This window comes from Streptomyces sp. NPDC006516 (genome assembly GCF_040611875.1).
Classification (GTDB): domain Bacteria; phylum Actinomycetota; class Actinomycetes; order Streptomycetales; family Streptomycetaceae; genus Streptomyces.
The window spans coordinates 714,764-738,907 of sequence record NZ_JBEXPD010000002.1 but is presented as its reverse complement, the minus strand read 5'-3'; the positions used below and the strand labels follow the sequence as shown (position 1 = coordinate 738,907).

20 protein-coding genes are annotated in these 24,144 nt (G+C 70.7%); 12 read left to right on the top strand and 8 right to left on the bottom strand.

The features are described 5' to 3' along the window. The first annotated feature begins 64 nt into the window (after positions 1 to 64). Positions 65 to 1,096, top strand: a complete 1,032-nt coding sequence (glpX, locus tag ABZY45_RS09570) for a class II fructose-bisphosphatase (RefSeq protein WP_145803600.1) — start codon at positions 65 to 67, stop codon at positions 1,094 to 1,096. Between the two features lie 230 nt (positions 1,097 to 1,326). On the opposite strand, the gene ABZY45_RS09565 is transcribed toward glpX, so the two are convergent. Then, positions 1,327 to 1,698, bottom strand: coding sequence for a WhiB family transcriptional regulator (locus tag ABZY45_RS09565; RefSeq protein ID WP_356737834.1), 372 nt, complete (start codon positions 1,696 to 1,698; stop codon positions 1,327 to 1,329). 163 nt (positions 1,699 to 1,861) lie between these two features. After that, the gene (locus ABZY45_RS09560) at positions 1,862 to 2,533 is read right to left on the bottom strand and encodes a DUF1707 domain-containing protein (protein WP_356737832.1); all 672 of its coding nucleotides are present in this window, start codon (positions 2,531 to 2,533) and stop codon (positions 1,862 to 1,864) included. A gap of 192 nt (positions 2,534 to 2,725) precedes the next feature. Between ABZY45_RS09560 and ABZY45_RS09555 the strand changes: the two genes are divergently transcribed. The 4 genes from ABZY45_RS09555 to ABZY45_RS09540 all read left to right on the top strand — a co-directional run bounded on the left by ABZY45_RS09555 (position 2,726) and on the right by ABZY45_RS09540 (position 9,125). Then, on the top strand, positions 2,726 to 4,393 hold the full coding sequence (locus ABZY45_RS09555) for a fumarate hydratase (protein WP_356737830.1): 1,668 nt from the start codon (positions 2,726 to 2,728) through the stop codon (positions 4,391 to 4,393). A 219-nt stretch (positions 4,394 to 4,612) separates the two neighbouring features. Further along, complete coding sequence (locus tag ABZY45_RS09550) at positions 4,613 to 6,016, top strand: class II fumarate hydratase (protein WP_356737828.1); 1,404 nt, start codon at positions 4,613 to 4,615, stop codon at positions 6,014 to 6,016. A gap of 44 nt (positions 6,017 to 6,060) precedes the next feature. Beyond that, entirely contained in the window at positions 6,061 to 6,777 is a 717-nt protein-coding gene (locus ABZY45_RS09545; RefSeq protein WP_356737826.1) for a DUF402 domain-containing protein, read from the top strand. A 380-nt stretch (positions 6,778 to 7,157) separates the two neighbouring features. Further along, on the top strand, positions 7,158 to 9,125 hold the full coding sequence (locus ABZY45_RS09540) for an ATP-binding SpoIIE family protein phosphatase (protein WP_356737824.1): 1,968 nt from the start codon (positions 7,158 to 7,160) through the stop codon (positions 9,123 to 9,125). A gap of 118 nt (positions 9,126 to 9,243) precedes the next feature. Here ABZY45_RS09540 and ABZY45_RS09535 read toward each other — a convergent pair whose 3' ends face one another. Next, positions 9,244 to 11,451 carry a transglycosylase domain-containing protein gene (locus ABZY45_RS09535; protein WP_356737822.1) on the bottom strand — a complete coding sequence of 736 codons (2,208 nt, stop codon included), beginning with the start codon at positions 11,449 to 11,451 and terminating at the stop codon, positions 9,244 to 9,246. Between the two features lie 222 nt (positions 11,452 to 11,673). Here ABZY45_RS09535 and ABZY45_RS09530 point away from each other — a divergent pair, with 222 nt between their 5' ends. The 5 genes from ABZY45_RS09530 to ABZY45_RS09510 all read left to right on the top strand — a co-directional run bounded on the left by ABZY45_RS09530 (position 11,674) and on the right by ABZY45_RS09510 (position 16,561). Then, positions 11,674 to 12,645, top strand: a complete 972-nt coding sequence (locus ABZY45_RS09530) for an SPFH domain-containing protein (protein ID WP_356737820.1) — start codon at positions 11,674 to 11,676, stop codon at positions 12,643 to 12,645. A 68-nt stretch (positions 12,646 to 12,713) separates the two neighbouring features. Next, positions 12,714 to 12,920: a hypothetical protein gene (locus tag ABZY45_RS09525; protein ID WP_356738760.1), complete on the top strand. Its 207-nt coding sequence runs from the start codon at positions 12,714 to 12,716 to the stop codon at positions 12,918 to 12,920. A 97-nt stretch (positions 12,921 to 13,017) separates the two neighbouring features. Then, positions 13,018 to 13,542: a PadR family transcriptional regulator gene (locus ABZY45_RS09520; protein ID WP_356737818.1), complete on the top strand. Its 525-nt coding sequence runs from the start codon at positions 13,018 to 13,020 to the stop codon at positions 13,540 to 13,542. Then, entirely contained in the window at positions 13,539 to 14,225 is a 687-nt protein-coding gene (locus ABZY45_RS09515; RefSeq protein ID WP_356737816.1) for an ABC transporter ATP-binding protein, read from the top strand. Before ABZY45_RS09520 ends, ABZY45_RS09515 begins: the two co-directional genes overlap by 4 nt. Beyond that, complete coding sequence (locus ABZY45_RS09510) at positions 14,222 to 16,561, top strand: FtsX-like permease family protein (protein ID WP_356737814.1); 2,340 nt, start codon at positions 14,222 to 14,224, stop codon at positions 16,559 to 16,561. The genes ABZY45_RS09515 and ABZY45_RS09510 overlap by 4 nt, the downstream gene beginning before the upstream one ends. Positions 16,562 to 16,643: 82 nt before the next feature. Here the strand turns inward: ABZY45_RS09510 and ABZY45_RS09505 are convergent, their stop codons facing one another. Then, positions 16,644 to 17,603, bottom strand: coding sequence for a LysR substrate-binding domain-containing protein (locus tag ABZY45_RS09505; protein ID WP_356737812.1), 960 nt, complete (start codon positions 17,601 to 17,603; stop codon positions 16,644 to 16,646). Between the two features lie 132 nt (positions 17,604 to 17,735). Between ABZY45_RS09505 and ABZY45_RS09500 the strand changes: the two genes are divergently transcribed. Further along, a complete protein-coding gene (locus ABZY45_RS09500) occupies positions 17,736 to 18,290 on the top strand; it encodes a peroxiredoxin (RefSeq protein WP_018100933.1) in 555 nt (184 codons plus the stop codon). An 11-nt stretch (positions 18,291 to 18,301) separates the two neighbouring features. Then, complete coding sequence (locus ABZY45_RS09495) at positions 18,302 to 18,838, top strand: alkyl hydroperoxide reductase (protein ID WP_356737809.1); 537 nt, start codon at positions 18,302 to 18,304, stop codon at positions 18,836 to 18,838. 172 nt (positions 18,839 to 19,010) lie between these two features. Here ABZY45_RS09495 and ABZY45_RS09490 read toward each other — a convergent pair whose 3' ends face one another. The 4 genes from ABZY45_RS09490 to ABZY45_RS09475 form a co-directional block, all read right to left on the bottom strand. Further along, positions 19,011 to 20,432: an AI-2E family transporter gene (locus ABZY45_RS09490; protein ID WP_356737807.1), complete on the bottom strand. Its 1,422-nt coding sequence runs from the start codon at positions 20,430 to 20,432 to the stop codon at positions 19,011 to 19,013. Positions 20,433 to 20,563: 131 nt separating this feature from the next. Then, entirely contained in the window at positions 20,564 to 21,268 is a 705-nt protein-coding gene (locus ABZY45_RS09485; protein WP_356737805.1) for a transglycosylase SLT domain-containing protein, read from the bottom strand. A 389-nt stretch (positions 21,269 to 21,657) separates the two neighbouring features. Next, complete coding sequence (locus ABZY45_RS09480) at positions 21,658 to 22,980, bottom strand: PhoH family protein (RefSeq protein WP_356737803.1); 1,323 nt, start codon at positions 22,978 to 22,980, stop codon at positions 21,658 to 21,660. 347 nt (positions 22,981 to 23,327) lie between these two features. Further along, positions 23,328 to 24,089, bottom strand: a complete 762-nt coding sequence (locus tag ABZY45_RS09475; protein ID WP_356738758.1) for an isoprenyl transferase — start codon at positions 24,087 to 24,089, stop codon at positions 23,328 to 23,330. Positions 24,090 to 24,144: the final 55 nt, after the last annotated feature.

The following is a 24,144-nucleotide window of genomic DNA, read 5'->3' as shown; positions in this document are numbered from 1 at the left end:
GACCTACCGATAGAGTCACAGCACCCTCTTTTCCGGTCGTCGTCGTACAGAAAGGTGCGCTCCGATGTCCGAGCATCATCTGCCGTCCCAGCTCGAGGTCTCCCCGGAGGCCCCAGACCGCAACCTGGCCCTCGAACTGGTCCGGGTCACCGAGGCCGCCGCCATGGCCGCCGGGCGCTGGGTCGGCCGCGGCGACAAGATCGGCGCCGACGGCGCCGCCGTGAAAGCCATGCGCACCCTCGTCTCCACGGTGTCGATGAACGGCATCGTCGTCATCGGTGAGGGCGAGAAGGACGAAGCCCCCATGCTGTTCAACGGCGAGCGGGTCGGCGACGGCACCGGAGCCGAGGTCGACATCGCCGTCGACCCGATCGACGGCACCACGCTCAACGCGAAGGGCATGCCCAACGCGATCGCCGTCCTGGCCGCCGCCGACCGCGGTGCGATGTTCGACCCGTCCGCGGTCTTCTACATGGACAAGCTGGTCACCGGACCCGAGGCGGCCGACTTCGTCGACATCAACGCCCCGGTGTCCGTGAACATCCGGCGTGTCGCCAAGGCCAAGAGCTCCACCCCCGAGGACGTCACCGTCGTCATCCTCGACCGCCCACGTCACGACGGCATCGTCAAGGAGATCCGGGAGACGGGCGCCCGGATCAAGTTCATCTCCGACGGCGACGTCGCCGGATCGATCATGGCCGCACGCGAGGGCACCGGCGTCGACCTGCTCATGGGGATCGGCGGAACCCCCGAGGGCATCATCTCGGCCTGCGCCATAAAGTGCCTCGGCGGTGTCATCCAGGGGAAGCTCTGGCCCAAGGACGAGGCGGAGCGGCAGCGTGCGCTGGACGCCGGTCACGACCTCGACCGGGTGCTCTCGACGGACGACCTCGTCAGCGGGGACAACGTGTTCTTCGTCGCCACCGGGATCACCGACGGCGAACTCCTGCGCGGTGTGCGGTACCGCGCGGAGACGGCGACCACCGAGTCCCTGGTGATGCGGTCCAAGTCCGGCACGATCCGGAAGATCGACTCGACCCACCGGCTGTCGAAGCTGCGCGCCTACAGCGCCATCGACTTCGACCGCGCCAAGTAACAGCCGGCTGAGCAGCTGGGCCGCCGGGCAACCGCGCCGAGCCGAAGGGCCGAGCGCGAGGGACGGCCTTCTGCCGGGCAGGAGAGCCCGGCCGAAGGGCCCGGTAGGAGAGCCGGGCAAGAAGGACGGCCGGGTGTCCGCGTCGCGTGACCGCGCCGCCGCAGGAGACCCGGCCGCACGGATGTGGGGGCCGCCCGCTCGGGCGGCCCCCACATCCCTTCGCGCGAGGGTCAGCCGGCCGCGGCTATGCGTTCCGCCGGGGCGGCGGCCTTGAGCTCCATCTCCCGCCGGCGGCGCCGGGCGAGCACCACCCGGCGTTCGGCGGCGGTCAGTCCGCCCCAGACGCCGTAGGGCTCGGGCTGCATGAGGGCGTGCTCCCGGCACTCGACCATCACCGGGCATCTCGCGCAGACCTGCTTCGCGGCCTCTTCGCGTGAGAGCCGGGCAGCGGTAGGCTCCTTCGACGGAGCGAAGAACAGCCCGGCTTCGTCCCGGCGGCACACCGCCTCCGAGTGCCAGGGCCCCGCCTGGTCCTCCCGCGCGGGAGTGCGCTGGGACGGAACGGCGGCGACCTGCAGGGGCTGATGCGGCGAATGCAGCACGGTCCACTCCTGACGACGGCTTGGGCTTCGTGAGCGCGAGACGATGCAGCTGTCCCTACCCGCTGTACGCACGCCTATGCACTGAGTGGCGTCACCTTCGGCCCCGCGCAAGGCCGCCGAATCGGAATCTGGCCGAAATTCGCGCCGTCCCCGCCGACCGCCGTCAGTGGCCGAGGTGCTTGCGCAACTGCTTGTGCAGATTGGCAATGAGCTTGCCACGTTTGGGTTTTGCCTCGACGCTGCCGAGAACGGAGTAGCCGTTCACGATGACCACCGGTGCTTCCGGGTCGGCGGATTCCAGTGTGTCGACTTCGAAATTGCCGAAAATGCCCGTACCGCTGCCGCGCAGCGAGATGTTCTCGGGAACCTTGATCTCGACGCTGCCGAAGATGGAGGTCGCGTTGACGACCGTGAGCCGCTGCCCGAACAGCGCCTCGGTCAGGTCGATCTCGACGCTGCCGAAGACCGCGAAGGCGTTCGTGCGACCGCCGACCCGCCAACGCCCCTTGCGGGTGGAGCTGCTGAACACCGCCACCAGATTCTCGGCAGGCCCGGTCGGGGCCTCGGCGTCGTACCCGTAGGCCGGGGCGGAGGGGCGGGCGGGGCCGCCCTGCACCGGCAGGTCCCGCACCAGCGGCTCCAGTTCGCCGACGGTCTTGGCCCGGTAGACGAGGTCGACCCGCTCGGCATGCTCCTCGGCGGTCAGCCGGCCTTCGGCCATGGCCTCGCGCAGGATGTCCGCGATCCGGTCCCGGTCCGCGTCGGACGCTCGGATTCCGGCGGGCGCGGGACCGGCCGGAGCGACGGGCTGCTGGGGCTGCTTCTCGAGGTCCACCGGACCAGCTTACTCAAACGCGATAGATCGCGACAGGTACCCGCGCGCGTACTTGCCCGGATTCCGGCCGGGAGCGGCGGGCCTGCCGGGTGAGCCTTACCTCACAGGCCAGGCGGCCCTCAGGGGTTCTACCCTGGTGGATGCGCTGCCCAAGGGTGGTCAGCCGCCGTCGCCGAGTGAGGAATGGCCGTAATGCCAGAGTTTGCGTACTCCGATCTGCTCCCCCTGGGAGAGGACACCACGCCGTACCGGCTGGTGACCGCCGAGGGCGTCTCGACCTTCGAGGCCGACGGCCGTACGTTCCTCAAGGTGGCTCCGGAGGCTCTGCGCACCCTCGCGGCCGAGGCCATGCACGACATCTCGCACTATCTGCGCCCCGCTCACCTGGCGCAGCTGCGCCGCATCGTGGACGACCCCGAGGCCTCGTCCAACGACAAGTTCGTCGCGCTGGACCTGCTGAAGAACGCGAACATCGCCGCCGCGGGGGTCCTCCCCATGTGCCAGGACACCGGCACGGCCATCGTCATGGGCAAGCGCGGGCAGAACGTCCTCACCGAGGGCGGTGACGAGGAGGCCCTGTCGCACGGCATCTTCGACGCCTACACCAAGCTGAACCTGCGCTACTCGCAGATGGCGCCGCTGACCATGTGGGACGAGAAGAACACCGGCTCGAACCTCCCGGCGCAGATCGAGCTGTACGCGACCGACGGCGGCGCGTACAAGTTCCTCTTCATGGCGAAGGGCGGCGGCTCGGCGAACAAGTCGTTCCTCTACCAGGAGACCAAGGCGGTCCTGAACGAGGCCTCCATGATGAAGTTCCTGGAGGAGAAGATCCGTTCGCTGGGTACGGCGGCCTGCCCGCCCTACCACCTGGCGATCGTGGTCGGCGGTACGTCGGCCGAGTTCGCGCTGAAGACCGCGAAGTACGCCTCCGCCCACTACCTCGACGAGCTGCCCTCCGAGGGTTCCCCGACGGGCCACGGCTTCCGGGACCAGGAGCTGGAGCAGAAGGTCTTCGAGCTGACCCAGAAGATCGGCATCGGCGCCCAGTTCGGCGGCAAGTACTTCTGCCACGACGTCCGGGTCGTCCGCCTCCCCCGGCACGGCGCCTCGCTTCCCGTCGCGATCGCCGTGTCCTGCTCGGCCGACCGCCAGGCGACCGCCAAGATCACCGCCGAGGGCGTGTTCCTGGAGCAGCTGGAGAAGGACCCGGCGCGCTTCCTCCCGGACACCACCGACGAGCACCTGGACGAGTCCGGTGACGTGGTGAAGATCGACCTGAACCAGCCGATGGACGACATCCTGGCCGAGCTGGCCAAGTACCCGGTCAAGACACGGCTCTCGCTCACCGGCCCGCTGGTCGTGGCGCGCGACATCGCGCACGCCAAGATCAAGGAGCGGCTGGACGCGGGCGAGGAAATGCCGCAGTACCTCAAGGACCACCCGGTGTACTACGCGGGTCCGGCGAAGACCCCCGAGGGCTACGCCTCCGGCTCCTTCGGCCCGACGACGGCCGGCCGCATGGACAGCTACGTCGCCCAGTTCCAGGCCGCGGGCGGATCCAAGGTCATGCTGGCGAAGGGCAACCGCTCCCAGCAGGTCACCGACGCCTGCGACGCGCACGGCGGTTTCTACCTCGGCTCGATCGGCGGCCCCGCGGCACGTCTGGCCCAGGACTGCATCAAGAAGGTCGAGGTCGTCGAGTACGAGGAGCTCGGCATGGAGGCGGTCTGGCGTATCGAGGTGGAGGACTTCCCCGCGTTCATCGTCGTCGACGACAAGGGCAACGACTTCTTCACCGAGCCCGCCCCGGCGCCGACCTTCACCAGCATCCCGGTCCGCGGTCCCGGCCTCGGCTGACCGCCCGGACGCGGTGTCCGCAGGGGTGCCCCGCCACGGCGGGGCACCCCTGCGGTGTTCCCGGGGCCTCCGGCGGCGCCCGACCCGCCGCGTATGTCCGGCCGGCGGCCCGCGTGCGGATATTTTCTGGCGGACGGCGCCCGGAAGGCGCCCCGGGGAACACCCGGGGAATACGGGGAACGGACCACGCGCTCATCTGCATCAGGAGGTTTGCACACCATGGACGGATCGGCCGAGGAAACGAAGTACCGCGTCGAGCACGACTCGATGGGCGAGGTGAGGGTGCCCGCGCACGCCAAGTGGCGGGCGCAGACGCAGCGCGCGGTGGAGAACTTCCCCATCTCAGGGCAACGGCTCGAGCGGGCCCACATCGAGGCCCTGGCCCGGATCAAGGCCGCCGCGGCCAAGGTCAACGCCGAGCTGAAGGTGCTGGACCCGGAGATCGCCGAGGCCGTCCAGGAGGCCGCGGCAGAGGTGGCGGCGGGGCGCTGGGACGAGCACTTCCCCGTCGACGTGTTCCAGACCGGTTCCGGCACGTCCTCGAACATGAACACCAACGAGGTCGTGGCCACGCTCGCCGCCGAGCGGCTGGGGCGCGAGGTGCACCCCAACGACCATGTGAACGCCTCCCAGTCGTCCAACGACGTGTTCCCCTCCTCCATCCACATCGCCGCGACCGCGGCCGTCACCGCGGATCTGATCCCGGCGCTCGAACACCTGGCCGCCGCCCTGGAGCGGAAATCGGCCGAATTCGCGGACGTCGTGAAGTCGGGCCGTACGCATCTGATGGACGCCACTCCCGTCACCCTGGGCCAGGAGTTCGGCGGCTACGCGGCGCAGATCCGCCACGGCGTGGAGCGGCTGCGCTCCTCGCTCCCCCGCCTCGCCGAACTCCCGTTGGGGGGCACGGCGGTGGGGACGGGGATCAACACGCCGCCCGGCTTCTCGGCCGCCGTGATCGCCGAGGTCGCCCGCACCACGGGGCTCCCGCTCACGGAGGCCCGTGACCACTTCGAGGCGCAGGGGGCCAGGGACGGGCTCGTGGAGACCTCCGGCCAGCTCCGTACCGTCGCCGTGTCGCTCACCAAGATCTCCAACGACCTGCGCTGGATGGCGTCGGGGCCGCGCACGGGGCTGGCCGAGATCAACCTGCCCGATCTCCAGCCCGGCTCCTCGATCATGCCGGGCAAGGTCAACCCGGTCGTCCCGGAGGCCGTGCTGATGGTCGCGGCCCAGGTGACGGGCAACGACGCCACGGTCGCCGCCGCCGGGGCCGCGGGCAACTTCGAGCTCAACGTGATGCTCCCGGTGATCGCGAAGAACCTCCTGGAGTCGGTGCGGCTGCTCGCCAACGCCTCCCGGCTGCTCGCCGACCGCACGGTCGACGGCATCACGGCCAACGTGGAGCGGGCGCGGCAGTACGCGGAGTCCTCGCCCTCGGTGGTGACCCCGCTGAACAAGTACATCGGCTACGAGGAAGCGGCGAAGGTCGCCAAGAAGTCCCTGGCCGACGGCACGACGATCCGGGAGACCGTGCTGGCCGGGGGTTACGTGGAGCGCGGCGACCTGACGCGGGAACAGCTCGACGCGGCCCTCGACGTGTTGCGTATGACCCGGCCGTGACGCGCGGGGCGGCGCGCCGGGGGCCACGTCCCTAAGATCTCTTCATGACAGCGACGGAAGCGGGTACGGGAGCAGGCACCCCGGCGGGTGCGGGTGACGACGGGCGCTGGGCACCGGGGGACCAGATCCTCTGGCGCTACCGGGCCAACGGCAGGCCGGGCGACGGCGGCCCCTCGGTGCACATCTGCCGCCCCGTCACCGTCGTCCAGGACACCGACGAGCTGCTGGCCGTCTGGATGGCGTCCGGCACGGAGTGTGTGCGGCCGGTCCTGGCCGACGGCACCCAGGTCCACGCCGAGCCGCTCGCCACCCGCTACACCCGCCCGCGCACGACGGTGCGCTCGCGCTGGTTCGGCTCGGGTGTGCTCAAGCTCGCCCGGCCGGGTGACCCCTGGTCCGTCTGGCTGTTCTGGGACCGCGGCTGGCTCTTCCGCAACTGGTACGTCAACCTGGAGGAGCCCAGGTCACGCTGGTCCGGCGGGGTTGACTCGCAGGACCACTTCCTCGACATCTCCGTGCGTCCCGACCACAGCTGGGAGTGGCTCGACGAGGACGAGTTCGCCCAGGCTCAGCGGGTCGGGCTGATGGACGCCGCCACCGCCGGGCGGGTGCGTGAGGCGGGCCTGGCGGCCGTCGAGGTGATCCGGCGCTGGGGCCCGCCGTTCAGCGACGGCTGGGAACACTGGAGGCCCGACCCGCTGTGGCAGGTGCCCGCGCTGCCGGATGACTGGGACCGCGCCCCTGCCCCCACGCCGTCGTGAGACCCTTGATGCACCCCAGGGGGGCGAACGTAGGATCGGCCTCCATGGACAGCTTCGCCGGACCGCTTCACCGCAACCGGCCGGAACGGCCGGGGACCTGACCACCAGTCACCGCACGCACCGCACGAGTCACACGGGCCACGAAGCCGGGTGGGCCGTGCGGTCGCACGAACCACTACGAGGGGTGGAGACGTGCTCGCTTTCCGCTGCCCCGCCGCCGGGAGACGCCGTAGGAGGCCGCCCGGCGGCCGTACGGTTTCGGCCCCTTTCCCGAGGGCATCCGGTGACAGCCGTTGTTCTCAGCGCTCTTGCCGGGGCACAGTGGCGCCCCACAAGGTGATTGCCTCATACAACCGGCCCGGACGGACGGAATCCCACGCGTGACGGAGCATCCCACCTCCCACGAAGGCCGGCAGCCGCTCGCTGCCCGGCCGCAGGAACGCGCCCGGCCCCGGCAGCAGGAGGCCCCGCCGGGCGCCGCTGCCACCGCCGCGATCCCCGGCCCCTCCCGGGTGCCGGGCGCTGGGGGCGAGGCCGCGGTGAATCCTGCCGCGAACAGCGCGCCGGTCCCGAATCCCTCGCCGGGCACGGCCGCGGACTCCGCGGCGCCCGGCGCCGACACCCAGGCGGTCAGCCGCCGCGAGGGTGACCGGCTGCGGTTCGTGGGCGCCGCGACCCGCCGGATCGCCCGGGGCATAGACCTGGACGAGATCGTGCTCGGCCTGTGCAGGGCGAGCGTGCCCACGTTCTCCGACGCCATACTCGTCTATCTGCGCGACCCGCTCCCGGTGGGCGACGAGCGGCCGGTGAGTCCGTTCGTGCTGCGGCTGCGGCGTACCGACAGGCTGCGGCTGCCCGAGGAGGAGAGCGAGAGCGGTTCGGACGGCGAGCGGCTGCGGCCGCTGGTCACGGACCCTCAGGCCGGGCTGCTGCCGGCCGCCGACCTGTGCGAGATCCGGGCGGGCGGCGCGCTCGCCGAGGTGCTGCGCGGGGTGCGGCCCGTCTTCGGGGACTCGGCCGCCGCCCGCGTCGCCCTGCCCGAGCTGCTGGGGGCGGGCCGGACCGTACCCACCGGGCACCGCGCGATCCTGGCACCGCTGCGCGGCCGGCGGCGGGTGATCGGTGCCGCCGTCTTCCTGCGGGGCACGGACCGTCCGCCCTTCGAAGCCAACGACCTGCTGGTCGCCGCCCAGCTGGCCACGCACACCGCGCTCGGCATCGACAAGGCCGTGCTGTACGGCCGCGAGGCCTACATCGCCGACGAGTTGCAGCGCACGATGCTGCCCGACTCCCTGCCGCAGCCCACCGGCGTACGCCTGGCGTCGCGCTACCTCCCGGCCGCGGAGACGGCCCGGGTCGGCGGGGACTGGTACGACGCGATCCCGCTCCCCGGCAGCCGGGTCGCCCTGGTCGTGGGTGACGTGATGGGTCACTCCATGACGTCCGCGGCGATCATGGGCCAGCTGCGCACCACCGCGCAGACGCTGGCCGGCCTCGACCTGCCGCCGCAGGAGGTCCTGCACCATCTGGACGAGCAGGCCCAGCGGCTCGGCAGTGACCGCATGGCCACCTGCCTGTACGCGGTGTACGACCCGGTCGCGCACCGGATCACCGTCGCCAACGCGGGCCACCCGCCGCCCGTGCTGCTGCACCTGGGCGGCCGGGCCGAGGTGCTCCGGGTGCCGCCGGGGGCTCCGATCGGGGTCGGCGGGGTCGACTTCGAGGCCGTCGAGCTGGACGCGCCGGCCGGGGCCACGCTGCTCCTCTACACGGACGGCCTGGTGGAGTCCCGGATGCGGGACGTCTGGACGGGCATCGAGATCCTCCGGGAGCGGCTCGCGGCCACCGCGCAGCTGACCGGGCCGGACCACTCGCCGCCGCTGGAGGCGCTCTGCGACGACGTGCTGGACATGCTCGGCCCGGGAGACCGGGACGACGACATCGCCCTGCTGGCCGCGCGCTTCGACGGGATCGCGCCCAGCGATGTCGCGTACTGGTACCTGGAGCCGGAGGACGCGGCGCCGGGCCGGGCCCGCAGGCTGGCCCGCAGGGCGCTGAGCCGGTGGGGTCTGGACGATCTGTCGGACGAGATGGAGCTGCTGGTCAGCGAGGTGGTCACCAACGCGGTGCGCTACGCCGAGCGGCCGGTGACACTGCGGCTGCTGCGCACCGACATCCTGCGCTGCGAGGTCGGCGACGACTCGCCGCAGCTGCCCAGGCAGCGGCGCGCCCGGGAGACCGACGAGGGCGGGCGCGGGCTGTTCCTGGTGAACCGGCTGGCGAGGCGGTGGGGTGCGACCCGGCTCTCCACGGGCAAGGTGGTCTGGTTCGAGATGGCCACCCCCTGATCCGCACGGCCGCTGACGCCGCACACGAGCGAGGGACGGCTGACGCCGGACCTGCGAGCGGCGGCTGAGGCCGGACAGGCGAGGGGCGGGTGCCGGCCGGCACCCGCCCCTCGTGTGTCTACTGACCCAGCAGATTCTCCGCGCCCGGCCGCTCGCCGGGCGGCTGGTCCCCGTCACCGGGCTCATCGGTCCTGCTGGGCGTCGTGCTGGGCGTCCCGGAGGGGGTCTCGCTCGGCGTCTGTGCCGGCGGCGACTCCTCGCTCGGGGTCTCGCTCGGCGTCTGCGAGGGCGTCTCGGGCTCCTCGGACGGGGTCTCGGAGGGCTCCTCGGACTCGGAGGGGGTCGTTGAAGGGCTCTCGGTCACCACCGTCTCGCCGCGCTCGACGCCCTCCAGGTCGAAGGTCGCGTCGGAGCCGCCGCCGAGCGCGCCGAGGGTGTAGTCCGCCCAGATCCTCGCGGGGAAGCCGCCACCGTTGGCGCGGCCGGAATTGGCCGTGCCGGTCAGCGTGACCTGGCCTCCGCCGTCCTTGGTGGACTCACCGAACAGGGCGACGACCGTCGTGAGCTCCGGGGTGTACCCGGCGAACCACGCCGCCTTGTTGTTCTCCGACGTACCCGTCTTGCCCGCCGCGTCGTAGGCGGAGGTGTTCGCCGCTCGGCCGGAGCCGATGTCGACCACCTCGGTCAGCGCCTTCGTCACGGTGTCGGCGGACGCCCGGCTGATCACCTGACCGCCGGTGCCGTCGACGGGCTCCATGGTGCGGTCACGGTGCACGGCGGACTTGACGATGGTCGGGGTGACCTTCTTGCCGTGGTTGTCGAGGGTGGCGTAGACCCCGGCCATGTCCCACGTCGAGGCGTTCATGGTGCCGAGCGTGATCGCGGGCCGCTCGGGGAAGTTCTTGTCCGGTACGCCGAGGGCGAGCGCGGTCTTCTTCACCGCGCTCGGGGTGACGTCGACGACCATCTGCGCGAAGACGGAGTTGATCGACTTGTCCATCGCCGTCTGGACGGTGGGGCTGTCGTAGCTGATGTCGTCCTCGTTCTGCGGGGCGAACGGGGTGTCGCTGCCGACGACGGGGCGTTTGCTGGTGCCGTCGTACACGGTGTCGAGACCGATCAGGTCGCCGTCCTGGGTCCTCGACCCGTTCTCCAGCGCGGAGGCGAGCACCAGCGGCTTGAAGGTGGACGCGGGCTGGTAGTCCTGCCGGGTGGCGTTGGATATCCAGTGCTCGGTGGCACCGACTCCGCCGTAGAGGGCGACGACCTTGCCCGTCTTGGGGTCGACGGAGGTGGCACCCGCCTGGACGGTCGCGTCGACCTTGCTGGCCTTGCGGTCGAGCTGGTCCTCCAGCTGGGCGTCGACCGACTTCTCCAGCTGCTTCTGCTTCTTCTTGTCGATGTTGAGGGTGATCGTCCAGCCGCCGGCCTCCCGCATCTCCTCGGTGATGCCCTGGCGCTCCATCTCGTCGTTCGCGGCCTCGACGAGGTAGCCGGTCTGGCCGTCCATGCCGGGGGCAGCCTTGGGCGAGTCCGGGACGGGGAAGGTCAGCTTGTCCCGCTCGGCCTGGCCGAGCCAGCCCTCGTCGACCATGTTGTCCAGCGTGTAGGCCCAGCGCTCCTTGACCAGCTTCTTGCCGGTCTTGGAGGCGACCGCCCAGTCGTACTGGCTCGGGGCCTGGAGCAGCGCGGCGAGGTAGGCGCCCTGGGAGGTGTCGAGGTCCTTGGCGTCGACGCCGTAGTAGGCCTGAGCCGCCGCCTGGATGCCGCTCGCACCGCGCCCGTAGTACACCGTGTTGAGGTACCCGGCGAGGATGTCGTCCTTCTTCATCCGCTGGTCGACCTTGAGCGAGATCACCAGCTCCTTGAGCTTGCGGGTGACCGTCTGGTCCTGCGTGAGGTAGTAGTTCTTCACGTACTGCTGGGTGATCGTGGAGCCGCCCTGCTTGCCCTTGCCGGAGAGCGTGTTGAGCAGACCGCGCGCGGTGCCCTTGAGGTCGACGCCCTGGTCCCGGTAGAAGGACTTGTTCTCGGCGGCGACGAAGGCGTGCTGGACGCTCTCGGGTACGACGTCGAGGTCGACTATCTCCCGGTTGACCTCGGAGTTGCTCCGGGCCAGCAGCGTGCCGTCGCTGTACTTGTAGACGTTGCTCTGCTTCTGGGCCTGTGCGTTGGCCTCAGGCACGTCGACGTACACGTAGAGCGCCGCGAAGGCCCCCATGACGAGCAGGCAGAGGCCGAAGAACGTACCCAGGATCTTCCGCCACGTGAAGAGCCGGCGTATGCCACCGCTCCTGGCAGCCCGTCGCGCATCCGCTCGGCCCATCGCTGTGGTGCTCCTGTTCTTCTGCTCGTACCGCTCCGGTCAGACCTGCCAGCTAACACCGAAAGCCTGGACAAAAGACAAGCGATCCGGTCTTTTCCGGACGTGAGAATCAGCACCCGGTCCTGAAGGAACCGACTCGCGAGGGATGCGCAAGGTTGCGAAACCCGTTAATGTGTAATCACATTGCTAGCGCGGCGCTATGCCGCACGAAACGGGGGACCCATGTCCGCACAGCACGGCCTTCCCGGCACCACCGACCCCGGCGCAGACCTGACCCCGGACGCACCCGAGATGCCCGCCCCGCAGGTCAGGGAGACGACCGCCCATTCCATCCCCGGCGGTCTGGGGCTCCTGCTGACCGTCCTCGGGGTGCTCGTCGGCGTGGCCCTGGCCATCGTCGGCGGCGTGCTCGGCTCCGACGGGCACAACGGCGTCGGCATCCCGCTCTTCGTCCTGGGCCTGCTCCTGGTCGTCACCTCCTTCTTCTGCATGAGCGGTGTGAAGATGGTCGCTCCGGGCGAGGCCCGGGTCATCCAGCTCTTCGGCCGGTACGTCGGCACGATCCGCGCGGACGGCCTGCGGTGGATCAACCCGCTGACCTCCAGCCGCAAGATCTCCACCCGTGTCCGCAACCACGAGACGGCAGTCCTGAAGGTCAACGACGCGTACGGCAACCCGATCGAACTGGCCGCGATCGTCGTCTGGAAGGTCGAGGACACGGCGCAGGCGCTCTTCGAGGTCGACGACTTCCTGGAGTTCGTCGCCACCCAGACCGAGGCGGCCGTCCGGCACATCGCGATCGAGTACCCGTACGACGCCCACGAGGAGGACGGCCTCTCGCTGCGGGGCAACGCCGAGGAGATCACCGAGAAGCTCGCGGCGGAGCTCACCGCCCGGGTGCAGGCGGCGGGCGTACGGATCATCGAGTCCCGCTTCAGCCACCTCGCGTACGCCCCCGAGATCGCCTCCGCGATGCTCCAGCGGCAGCAGGCGGGCGCGGTCGTCGCGGCCCGGCAGCAGATCGTCGAGGGTGCGGTGGGCATGGTCGAGATGGCGCTGACCCGGATCGCCGAGCAGGACATCGTCGAGCTCGACTCCGAGCGCAAGGCGGCGATGGTCAGCAACCTGATGGTGGTGCTGTGCGGTGACCGCGCCGCGCAGCCGGTCCTGAACACGGGCACGCTCTACCAGTGACGGACGAAGCGACTCCTCCCGACGCCGGCGCGGGCCGGCCGGCCCGGCGCGGCCCCACCCGCAAGCAGATGCTGCTGCGGCTGGATCCGGCGGTGCACGACGCGCTGGCCCGGTGGGCGTCGGACGAGCTGCGCAGCGCGAACGCGCAGATCGAGTTCCTGCTGAGGCGCGCCCTCGCGGAGGCGGGCCGGCTCCCGGGGAGCGCGGCACCGATCCCCCGCCGGGGCCGGCCGCCGAAGTCCCCTCCGGGGGAGCAGCCGGGGCCCACCGGGTGACTGCGCACCGCCGGCCCCCGGGTGGGAACCCTCGGGAGCCGGCGGGCTCAGGGACTCGTATACACGCCAGGTATACACACCATGTACAGTGCGCCTCATGTCAATCGGTCACACACTCCTCGGACTCCTGGAGTCCGGTCCCCGCCACGGCTACGACCTCAAGCGCGCCTTCGACGAGAAGTTCGGGCAGGACCGGCCCCTGCACTACGGCCAGGTCTACGCGACCATGTCGCGTCTGCTCAAGAACGGGCTCGTCGAGGTCGACGGGGTCGAGACGGACGGCGGGCCCGAGCGCAAGCGCTACGCCATCACCGACGCGGGCATCACCGATGTCTCCAGCTGGCTCGCACAGCCGGAGAAGCCCGAGCCGTACCTCCAGTCGACCCTGTACACGAAGGTCGTCCTGGCCCTGCTCACCGGCCGGAGCGCGGCCGGCCTCCTGGACGCGCAGCGCTCCGAGCATCTGCGCCTGATGCGCGTCCTCACCGACCGCAAGCGCAAGGGCGACCTCGCGGACCAGCTGATCTGCGACCACGCCCTCTTCCACCTCGAAGCCGACCTGCGGTGGCTCGAACTGACCGCCGCGCGGCTGGACAAGCTCGCCGAGGTGGTCGTCCCGTGACTCCCGCCGGCTCCCTCCTGGTCGCCCAAAACCTGCGCAAGACCTACGGCTCGACGCCCGCCCTCGACGGTGCCTCCTTCTCCGTGCACCCGGGCGAGATCGTCGCCGTGATGGGCCCGTCCGGCTCCGGCAAGTCGACCCTGCTGCACTGCCTGGCCGGAATCGTCACCCCCGACGCGGGCACCGTCAGCTACGGCGGGCGCGAGCTGTCCTCGATGTCCGACGCCGAGCGCAGCGCCCTGCGCCGCTCCGACTTCGGCTTCGTGTTCCAGTTCGGTCAGCTGGTCCCCGAGCTGACCTGCGTGGAGAACGTCGCCCTGCCGCTGCGCCTCGACGGCGTCAGGCGGAAGGAGGCCGAACGCACCGCCCTGGAGTGGATGGAGCGCCTGGAGGTCGGGAGCAGCGCCGGCCGGCGCCCCGGAGAGGTGTCCGGCGGTCAGGGCCAGCGCGTGGCCGTGGCCCGCGCCCTGGCCGCCTCCCCCAAGGTCATCTTCGCCGACGAGCCGACGGGGGCGCTGGACTCCCTCAACGGCGAGCGGGTCATGGAACTGCTGACGGAGTCCGCCCGCACCGCCGGCACCGCCGTCGTGCTCGTCACGCACGAGGCACGCGTCGCCGCGTACTCGGACCGCGACATCGTCGTGCGCGACGGCCGCTGCCTCGACGCGGAGTACGCCGTATGACGTGGCTGCGCGACCTCGGCCTCGGCATACGCTTCGCCGTCGCGGGAGGCCGGGAGGGCTGGGCGCGGACCGCGCTCACCGCGGTCGGCGTGGGGCTGGGCGTGGCGATGCTGCTGACGGCCGCGTCCGTGCCGCATCTGCTGGACCAGCGCTCCGCCCGCGACCAGGCCCGCACAGAGGCCTCGGTGTCGCGGAACAGCGCCCACGTCCCGAAGTCGGACAGCACGGTCCTGCGGGTCGGCGCGACGACGGAGTACCGCGGCCGGACCGTCGAAGGATTCCTGATGCGCGCGGAGGGGGCACATCCGGCCGTACCGCCCGGCGTGGCGGCCTTTCCCGCGCCCGGTGAGATGGCGGCCTCGCCCGCTCTCCGTGACCTGTTGTCCTCCCCGGAGGGCGCGCTCCTCAAGGAGCGGTTGCCGTACCGGATCACCTCGACGATCGCCGACACGGGCCTGCGCTCACCGAACGAGCTGTACTTCTACGTGGGCAGCGACTCGCTGACCCGCGCCGGCGGCGGGCACCGGCTTGCCGGTTACGGCGACGCCGGCGGGCGCGAGCCGCTCTCGCCCGTCCTGGTCGTCCTCGTCATCATGATCTGCGTCGTGCTGCTGGCACCCGTCGCGGTCTTCATCGGCACCGCCGTACGGTTCGGCGGCGACCGCCGCGACCGCAGGCTCGCCGCTCTCCGCCTGGTCGGTACCGACATCCGGGCGACCCGCCGGATCGCGGCCGGCGAAGCGCTGTTCGGCTCCGCGCTGGGCGTGCTGGCCGGGGCGGTGTTCTTCCTCGTGGGCCGCAGGTTCGTCGGCCACGTCGAGGTGTGGGACCACAGCGCCTTCCCGTCCGACCTCACCCCCGCCGCCTGGCAGGTGGCGCTCGTCGCCGTGGCCGTTCCCCTGTCCGCCGTGGCCGTCACGCTGGTCGCCATGCGCTCGGTGGCCGTCGAACCGCTGGGGGTCCTGCGCAACGCGGGCAGCCGCAGGCGCCGCCTGTGGTGGCGGCTGCTGGTACCGGCGCTGGGGCTGGCCGTCCTCGGGCTGACGGGCCGGGTGGAGGAGTCCACCACCGTCGATCCCTACCCGCTCGCAGCCGGCGCCGTACTCGTCCTGTTCGGACTCGCCCTGCTCCTGCCCTGGCTCGTCGAGGCATGTGTGGGCAGGTTGCGCGGCGGCCCGCTGCCCTGGCAGCTGGCGGTCCGCCGGCTCCAGCTGAACAGCGGTGCGGCGTCCCGCGCCGTCAGCGGCATCACCGTGGCGGTGGCCGGTGCGGTGGCCCTCCAGATGCTGTTCGCCGCGGTCGGCGACGAGTTCGAGGCGATGACGGGGCAGGATCCGTCGCGCGCCCAGTTCCACACCTTCTCGGAGCAGGTCACCGGGGACGCCGCCGCCCGGACCATCGAGGAGTTCCGGGCGACGAAGGGGGTGGAACGCGTCATCGGCACCGTCGAGACGTACGTGACGAAGCCGGGGACGTACAGGGAGGACGAGGTCACGCCCACCACCTCCCTGACCGTGGGTGACTGCGCCACCTTGAAGGAGCTCGCCGAGATCAGCTCCTGCGCGGAGGGTGACGTCTTCGTCGTCCACCCCGGGGACGACAAGGAGATGAGCGACTGGGTCGACGAGACGGCGCGCAAGGGTGAGGAGATCGAGCTCAACGCCTCCCTCGAATGGGAGCCTGACGCGAAGCCGGTGCGCTGGACCTTGCCCGCGGACGCGCGGACCGTCACGGCCCGCCGCGACCCGGCCGGTGAGGAGCACTGGGGCATCATGGCGACGGTCGGGGCCATCGACCCGCGCATCCTGCCGAGCGCGCTGACCGTCGCGCAGATCAAGGTCGACGAGGGCGTGGAGGACGTGTCCGAGTACGTGCGGAACACGGCGGCCAGGATCGACCCGGGGATGCGGGTGGCCACCCTGGCCTCGAAGGAACGCGACCGCCGGTACGCAGGCGTGCAGACGGGCCTGCGGTTCGGCGCGTCGGCGACGCTGCTGCTGATCGCCGCCTCGATGCTCGTCTCCCAGCTGGAACAGCTCCGGGAGCGGAAGAGGCTGCTGTCGGTACTGGTCGCCTTCGGCACCAGGCGCGTCACTCTCGGCTGGTCGGTGCTCTGGCAGACCGCCGTCCCCGTGGTCATCGGCCTCCTGGTCGCGATCGCGGGGGGTGTCGGGCTCGGTGCCTTCATGACCTGGATGCTGGCCAAGACGGTGACGCGGTGGTGGCTGTTCCTGCCGCTGGCGGGTGCGGCAGGGGCCCTCGTCGTGGCAGTGACCCTGCTCTCGCTCCCCCTGCTGTGGCGCATGATGCGCCCGGACGGGCTGCGCACCGAGTGAGGGCGCGGGGTGAGCCCGTCGGCGTACGGGCTCACCCTCCGCGTGCGCCTCTCCCGCGAGGGCGGGGCGGGCGCGGGTGGGCTCACCCCTCCGTGTGCACCCGTACCGGCAGCGTCCCCAGCGCGCCCCGCAGGGCGGTCGCCAGCTCCTCGAACTCCTCGTGCCGCGCCGAGCCCGTCCGCACGGCCAGCGCCACGCGACGTGAGGGCGCGGGGTCCGTGAAACAGCCCGTGGACAGCGCCTCGTTGCGCCCGGTCTCCACCGTCACCGCCGTACGCGGCAGGAGCGTCACCCCGAGCCCGCCCGCGACCAGCTGCACCAGCGTGGAGAGCCCGGCGGCGGTCGTCGTCACCGGGGCGCCCTGGGTGCGTCCTGCCTCACGGCAGATGTCCAGCGCCTGGTCGCGCAGGCAGTGCCCCTCGTCGAGCAGCAGCAGCGGCAGATCACGCAGCGTCTCGCGCGGCAGGCCGGTGGCTCCGGCGAGGCGGTGCTCCTTCTCCATGACGAGCACGAAGTCCTCGTCGAACAGGGGGAGTTCCGTGACCCCGGGCACTCCGAGCGGCACGGCGAGCAGCAGCAGATCGAGCCGCCCGGCCGCGAGCCCGTCCAGCAGCGAGGAGGTCTGCTCCTCGTGGACCTGGAGGTCCAGCTCGGGATAGCGCTCGTGGACGAGCCTGAGCACGGCCGGCAGCAGATACGGCGCGACGGTCGGGATCACGCCGAGCCTGAGTATCCCGGTGAACGGCGCGCGCACCGCCTCGGCCTCCTCCATCAGCTCGCCGAGCGTCTCCAGCACCGCCCGGCTCCGCACCGCGAGCCGCTCACCCGCGGGTGTGAGCAGCACCTTGCGCGTCGTACGCTCGATGAGCTGGACACCGAGTGCCACCTCCAGCGCGGACACCGCCCCCGAGAGCGCCGGCTGACTCATCCCGATTGCTGCCGCCGCGTCCCGGAAGTGCAGATGTTCCGCCACGGCCACGAAGGCGCGCAGCTGCGAGAGGCTGGGCTGCTTGACCCTAATAGCCTGATTTACATACGCCACTGATAGGCACCTCCGATCATCGGGGCCAAGTGTAGCTATTTCCGTGATCAATGCACTGTGTGCCAAGGTGGGGGCAGTCCAACCCCCAGGAACGCCCTCAAAAGGGGATTTCCTACGCAGCAAGGAGTGCGCGTGCTCACTGTCGGTGACAAGTTCCCCGAGTTCGACCTGACCGCTTGTGTGTCGCTGGAGAGCGGCAAGGAGTTCGAGCAGATCAACCACAAGACCTACGAGGGTCAGTGGAAGATCGTCTTCGCGTGGCCGAAGGACTTCACCTTCGTGTGCCCCACCGAGATCGCCGCCTTCGGCAAGCTGAACGACGAGTTCGCCGACCGCGACGCGCAGATCCTCGGCTTCTCCGGTGACTCCGAGTTCGTGCACCACGCCTGGCGCAAGGACCACCCGGACCTGACCGACCTGCCCTTCCCGATGCTCGCCGACTCGAAGCACGAGCTCATGCGTGACCTCGGCATCGAGGGCGAGGACGGCTTCGCCCAGCGCGCCGTCTTCATCGTCGACCAGAACAACGAGATCCAGTTCACGATGGTGACCGCCGGTTCCGTGGGCCGTAACCCCAAGGAGGTCCTGCGGGTCCTCGACGCCCTGCAGACCGACGAGCTGTGCCCCTGCAACTGGACCAAGGGCGAGAACACCCTCGACCCGGTCGCCCTCCTCTCCGGCGAGTGAGCTGATACGACATGGCACTCGATGAACTGAAGTCCGCCATACCGGACTTCGCCAAGGACCTGAAGCTGAACCTCGGTTCGGTCATCGGCAACAGCGAGCTCCCCCAGCAGCAGCTGTGGGGCACCGTCCTGGCCTGCGCGATCGCCTCGCGCTCGCCGAAGGTGCTGCGCGAGCTGGAGCCGGAGGCCAAGGCCAGCCTCTCGGCCGAGGCGTACACCGCGGCGAAGTCGGCCGCCGCCATCATGGCGATGAACAACGTCTTCTACCGCACCCGGCACCTGCTGTCGGACCCCGAGTACGGGAACCTCCGTGCCGGCCTGCGGATGAACGTCATCGGCAAGCCGGGCGTGGAGAAGGTCGACTTCGAGCTGTGGTCGCTGGCCGTCTCCGCGATCAACGGCTGCGGCCAGTGCCTGGACTCGCACGAGCAGGTGCTGCGCAAGGCCGGCGTCGACCGTGAGACCATCCAGGAAGCCGTCAAGATCGCTTCGGTGATCCAGGCGGTCGGCGTGACCCTCGAAGCAGAGGCCGTGCTCGCCGAGCAGTGACCCGCAGTACCTTTGTACGAGAAGGGCCCCGAGGACGACCGACCGTCCCCGGGGCCCTTCTTCCGTGTCCGCCCGGTGACGGAAAGCGGGGCGCGGGGCCGGACGTGGAAGCTCAGCCCTTCCGGCCTGCTCCGCCGGAGGCACGGCCGGCCACCCTGCCGGCTCTCCGGTCCTACGGCTTCCGGTCGTCCTGCGGGGCCGCCCCGGTGCCGCCCTCGTCCTCCGCGACGGGACCGGAACCGGAACCGTCCGCGGGGTGGGGCCGGGTGGCGGGCGGCTCCTTCTGCGGCATCGCCGAGAGCGCCGTGGCCCCGTGCGGCCCGGGCCCGTCGACCACGGCCGGGTACTGCCCGTACGACCGCAGATAGCCGACTACCGTGTTGGTCACCGCGACCAGCGGTACGGCGACGACCGCACCCCCGATGCCCGCCACCATGCCGCCCGCGGCGACGGAGAGCACGACGGCCAGCGGATGGACGCGCACGGCGCGGCCGAGGATGAACGGCTGGAGGATGTGGCCCTCGATCTGCTGCACCGCGAGCACCACGATCAGCACCATCAGCGCGGTGAACACGCCCTGGGTGACGAGCGCGACGACCACGGCGAGCGCACCCGAGATCACGGCGCCGACCAGCGGGATGAAAGCGAAGAGGAAGATGAACACGGCGAGCGGGACCGCCATCGGCACATCGAGGAAGTAGATCCCCAGGCCGATGAAGATCGCGTCGATCAGGGCGACGATCACCGTGCCCCGCACATAGGCGGTCAGCGTCCGCCACGCACGCGGTCCCGCTCCGGCGACGCCGGGACGGGCCTGCGAGGGCACCAGCTTGAGGACCCACTGCCAGATCCGCTTCCCGTCGTACAGCAGGAAGAGCGTCGAGAACATCGCCAGCAACAGGCCGGTGAGCACCTCCACCATGACGGTGACGCCCTGGAGCCCGGCGGAGGTGATCTCCTCGGTGTTGGTGCTGATGGTGTCGCTGAGGTTCTTCGCGATGTCGTTGATCTGCGACTCGGTGACGTGGAACGGGCTGTCCAGGAGCCAGCGCTTCAGCTCGTCGATGCCGTCGCGGACCCGGTCGGAGAGCGTGTCCAGATTGTCCATCACCTGCCACACGACGAACCAGCCGACCAGGCCCATGACGACGAACCCGAGCACCGCCGTGACCGCGGTCGCCAGACCGCGCGGCAGCCCGAGTCGTCTCAGCCGTACGACCGTGGGCTGGAGCATCGCCGTCACCAGCATCGCGGCGGCGAAGGCGAGGACGACCAGCTGCACGGCGCTGATGATCCGCATCAGCACCCAGAGCGTGCCCGCCAGGACCAGCAGCCGCCATCCGGCCTCGGCGGCGACGCGCATCCCCCAGGGGATCGCGGCCACCGGTTCGGGCCGCGCGGCGACGGCGGGGGCGTAGGAGGGCGGGGCCGGTACCCGCTCGGCGACGACGGTGGACAGCGTCGACGAGGACGCGTCCTTCGCCGCATCGGCGTCGGCACGGCGCTCGTCCTCGGCGCGGCGTTCTTCCAGGCGCGCCCCGATCTCGGTGAGTTCGGCGCCCAGCCGACCGAGCCACCCCGGAAGTTTAGACATGGATTTTTTCCTTCCCCCATCCGCTCCCCGCACGCCCCGGAGCTCCGGGTTCGACCGTACACGCGGGAAACCCCGCACCGTACGAGACGGTGCGGGGCTTGCCGGAGTTGAGAGCTGGACCTCGCGAGGTCCTAGTACCAGTGGTTGACCTGCCAGAACGACCAGGCGGCGCACGGGCTGCCGTAGCGGTCGCTGTTCATGTAGCTGAGGCCCCACTTGATCTGGGTGGCCGGGTTGGTCTGCCAGTCCGCACCCGCCGACGCCATCTTGGAGCCGGGCAGCGCCTGCATGATGCCGTAGGCACCGGACGACGGGTTGGTCGCCTTGTAGTTCCAGCCCGACTCGCGCTCCACGATGTTGCTGAAGCACTGGAACTGGTCGGCCGGCATCATGGCCCGGGCCATGGCCTGGACCTCGGCGACGCTGTAGGAGCTCTGCGCCGAGAACGAGGAGGCGTCGCGGACGGAGGACCGGCTCGCGCGCTCGGCCTCTTCCTTGGCCTCGCGCTGCGCCTCCAGCTTGTCCTCGGCCGCCTGCTTCTTCGACTTGGCGTCCTTGGCGGCCTGGATGCGGGCCGTCTCCTCGGCCGACTTCTTCGCCGCCGCGTCGGCCGCGGATGCCTGGGCATCGGCCTGCTGCGTCAGCGAGGCGGTCTGCACCTGGGCCTGCTGGCCCGCGGGGATGTCTGCGAGCAGCGTGGTGTCGGCTGCGGCCGCCTCGAAGTTGTTGTCATCGGCAGCGGGAGCGCTGCCCGACGCAACGCCTACGACGGCGCCTACGGTGGTGACCGCGGTGGCTGATGCCACGGCGAACCCCCGGACCGAGATCCGGCTCACACGGTGTCCTTCCAGCATCGCCCGCTTAGGTGACCTCGCGGGCGCAATCGTGCCCCTGACACTGGCCTCCCTACTGCATGGGTCACGGGAGGCACGGGCCCGGTGGGCGGCTTCCTGACGGAAGCGCCGCGTGGTGCTCGCGGGCGGCATACGGACGGCGATTGTTGAGTTGTGTGGTGCGGGGCGCCTTCGGAGGTGCCCGAGTGCCGTATGCGGGGCCTGACGGAAGCAAGACTCTGCCGGACGGACACGGCCTGTTGCAATTCTGTGTTGCGTGTGAAAGCTCACACCCCGTTTGGCGCACAACTTTTTCGGAAATGACGGCGCAGCACAATGCCGCCCGGCTAAGCTCCTTGGCTCGCCGGGCGGCATCTATGGGATGTTGGGGGTCAGATGTGGCTGTCCTCCAGCATTTCGGTCACCAGTGCGGCGATCTGCGAACGCTCGGAACGGGTGAGCGTGACGTGCGCGAAGAGCGGATGCCCCTTCAGTTTCTCGACCACGGCGACGACTCCGTCGTACCGGCCGACCCTGAGGTTGTCCCGCTGGGCCACGTCATGGGTGAGCACGACGCGTGAATTCGCCCCGATCCGGGACAACACGGTCAGCAGGACGTTCCGCTCCAGGGACTGCGCCTCGTCCACGATCACGAAGGCGTCGTGGAGCGAGCGGCCCCGGATGTGGGTGAGCGGCAGTACCTCCAGCATCCCGCGTCCCAGCACCTCTTCGATGACCTCGCGTCCCGCGACCGCCGACAGGGTGTCGAAGACCGCCTGCGCCCAGGGGCTCATCTTCTCGGCCTCGCTGCCGGGGAGGTAGCCGAGCTCCTGCCCGCCGACCGCGTACAACGGCCGGAAGACCATCACCTTCTTGTGCTGACGGCGCTCCAGCACGGCCTCCAGTCCCGCGCAGAGAGCGAGGGCCGACTTTCCGGTGCCCGCCCGGCCGCCCATGGACACGATCCCGACGTCCGGGTCGAGGAGCAGATCGAGCGCGATGCGCTGCTCGGCGCTGCGGCCGTGGATGCCGAAGGCCTCCCGGTCGCCGCGCACGAGACGCACGTTGCCCTCGGCCGTGACCCTGCCGAGCGCCTTGCCGCGCTCGGACTGGAGGACCAGCCCGGTGTGCACGGGGAACTCGGCGGCCTCGGGGACGTACAGGGTCTCCTCGCTGAAGAGGAGGTCCACCTGTTCGGCCGCGAGGGAGAGCTCCGACATCCCGGTCCAGCCGGAGTCGGTGATGGCGAGTTCGGCGCGGTACTCCTCGGCGAGGAGACCGACCGAGGAGGCCTTGATCCGGAGCGGCAGGTCCTTGGAGACGACCGTGACGTCGTATCCCTCAGCCTGGAGATTGCGCGCGACCGCGAGAATCCGTGAGTCGTTGTCCCCCAACCGGTAGCCGGCGGGCAGTACGCCGGGGTCGGAATGGTTGAGCTCGACACGGAGCGAACCGCCCAGGTCCCCGAGCGGGATCGGGGCGTCCAGCCGGCCGTACCGGACGCGGAAGTCGTCCAGCAGGCGCAGGGCCTGACGGGCGAAGTATCCGAGCTCCGGGTGGTGCCGCTTGGCCTCCAGCTCCGTGACCACGACGATCGGCAGCACTACTTCGTGCTCGTCGAAGCGGGCCATGGCGTTGGGGTCGGCCAGCAGGACGCTGGTGTCGAGAACATAGGTGCGCCGGTCGGGCATGCGGCGCTTGGTGCTGGTCACCACGGAAGGACGTACCCCCTCGGACGAGGTCGGGGAGTGCGACGGAGGTCGCGGAACTTCCCGAAGGGAGAGGACGGACCGGGTTCGGACCCCGAGCGCGGGCCGAACGCCGGCCCTCCGCGTCGGCCGCTTGTCGTGCGGTCCTTCGTGTGCAAAGGGCCTCCCGGGCGAGCGGGCTGGGTGCCGCTCACTTGGTTGCGACGTCCGCCTGGTTACTGACCGGACGTCGACCTGAGAGCTGTATTCCCTCGAACACGCGAAGCCATGCCCCGGCCTGCGACAAGGTGTACCGGGCCGGCCCCTTGGTCCTCCCCCGTCCCGCGTTTCCGGACGGGTGCGGGGCGGTGCCGTCAGGCCCCGTAGCGCCGGTGACGCGCCGCGTAGTCGCGCAGGGCGCGCAGGAAGTCGACCTTGCGGAAGGCCGGCCAGAAGACCTCGCAGAAGTAGTACTCCGAGTGGGCGCTCTGCCAGAGCATGAAGCCCGACAGACGCTGCTCCCCGCTGGTACGGATCACCAGGTCCGGATCGGGCTGGCCACGGGTGTAGAGGTGCTCGGAGATCAGGTCCGTGGAGACGACCTCGGCGAGCTCCTCGAAGGTCGTGCCCTTGGCCGAGTGCTCCAGGAGCAGCGAGCGGACCGCGTCCGCGATCTCCTGGCGTCCGCCGTAGCCGACGGCGACGTTGACGATTATCCCGTCGACACCGGCGGTGGCCTCCTCGGCCTCCTTGAGTACGGTCTGGGTCCGCGCGGGCAGCAGGTCGAGCGTGCCCACGTGGTGGACCCGCCAGCGTCCGTCGGCGGCCAGCTGGCGCACGGTGTTCTCGATGATGCCGAGCAGCGGGATGAGCTCGGCCTCCGGGCGGTCGAAGTTGTCCGTGGACAGCAGCCACAGGGTGACGACCTCGACGTCGGTCTCGCTGCACCAGCCGAGCAGCTCGGAGATCTTGTCGGCCCCGGCCTGGTGCCCCTCCACGGCCGAGCCGCCGGACGCCTTCGCCCACCGCCGGTTGCCGTCGAGGATGACTCCGATGTGCTTGGGCACCTGAGCGTGATCCAGGCGGCCTTCCACCCGGCGTGCGTAGAGCCCGTACACCAGGTCGCGCAAGTTCACTGAGTTCACCCTCTCGGTTCCGTACGGGCCGAAGGCCCGCCCTCCCCCTCGCCGG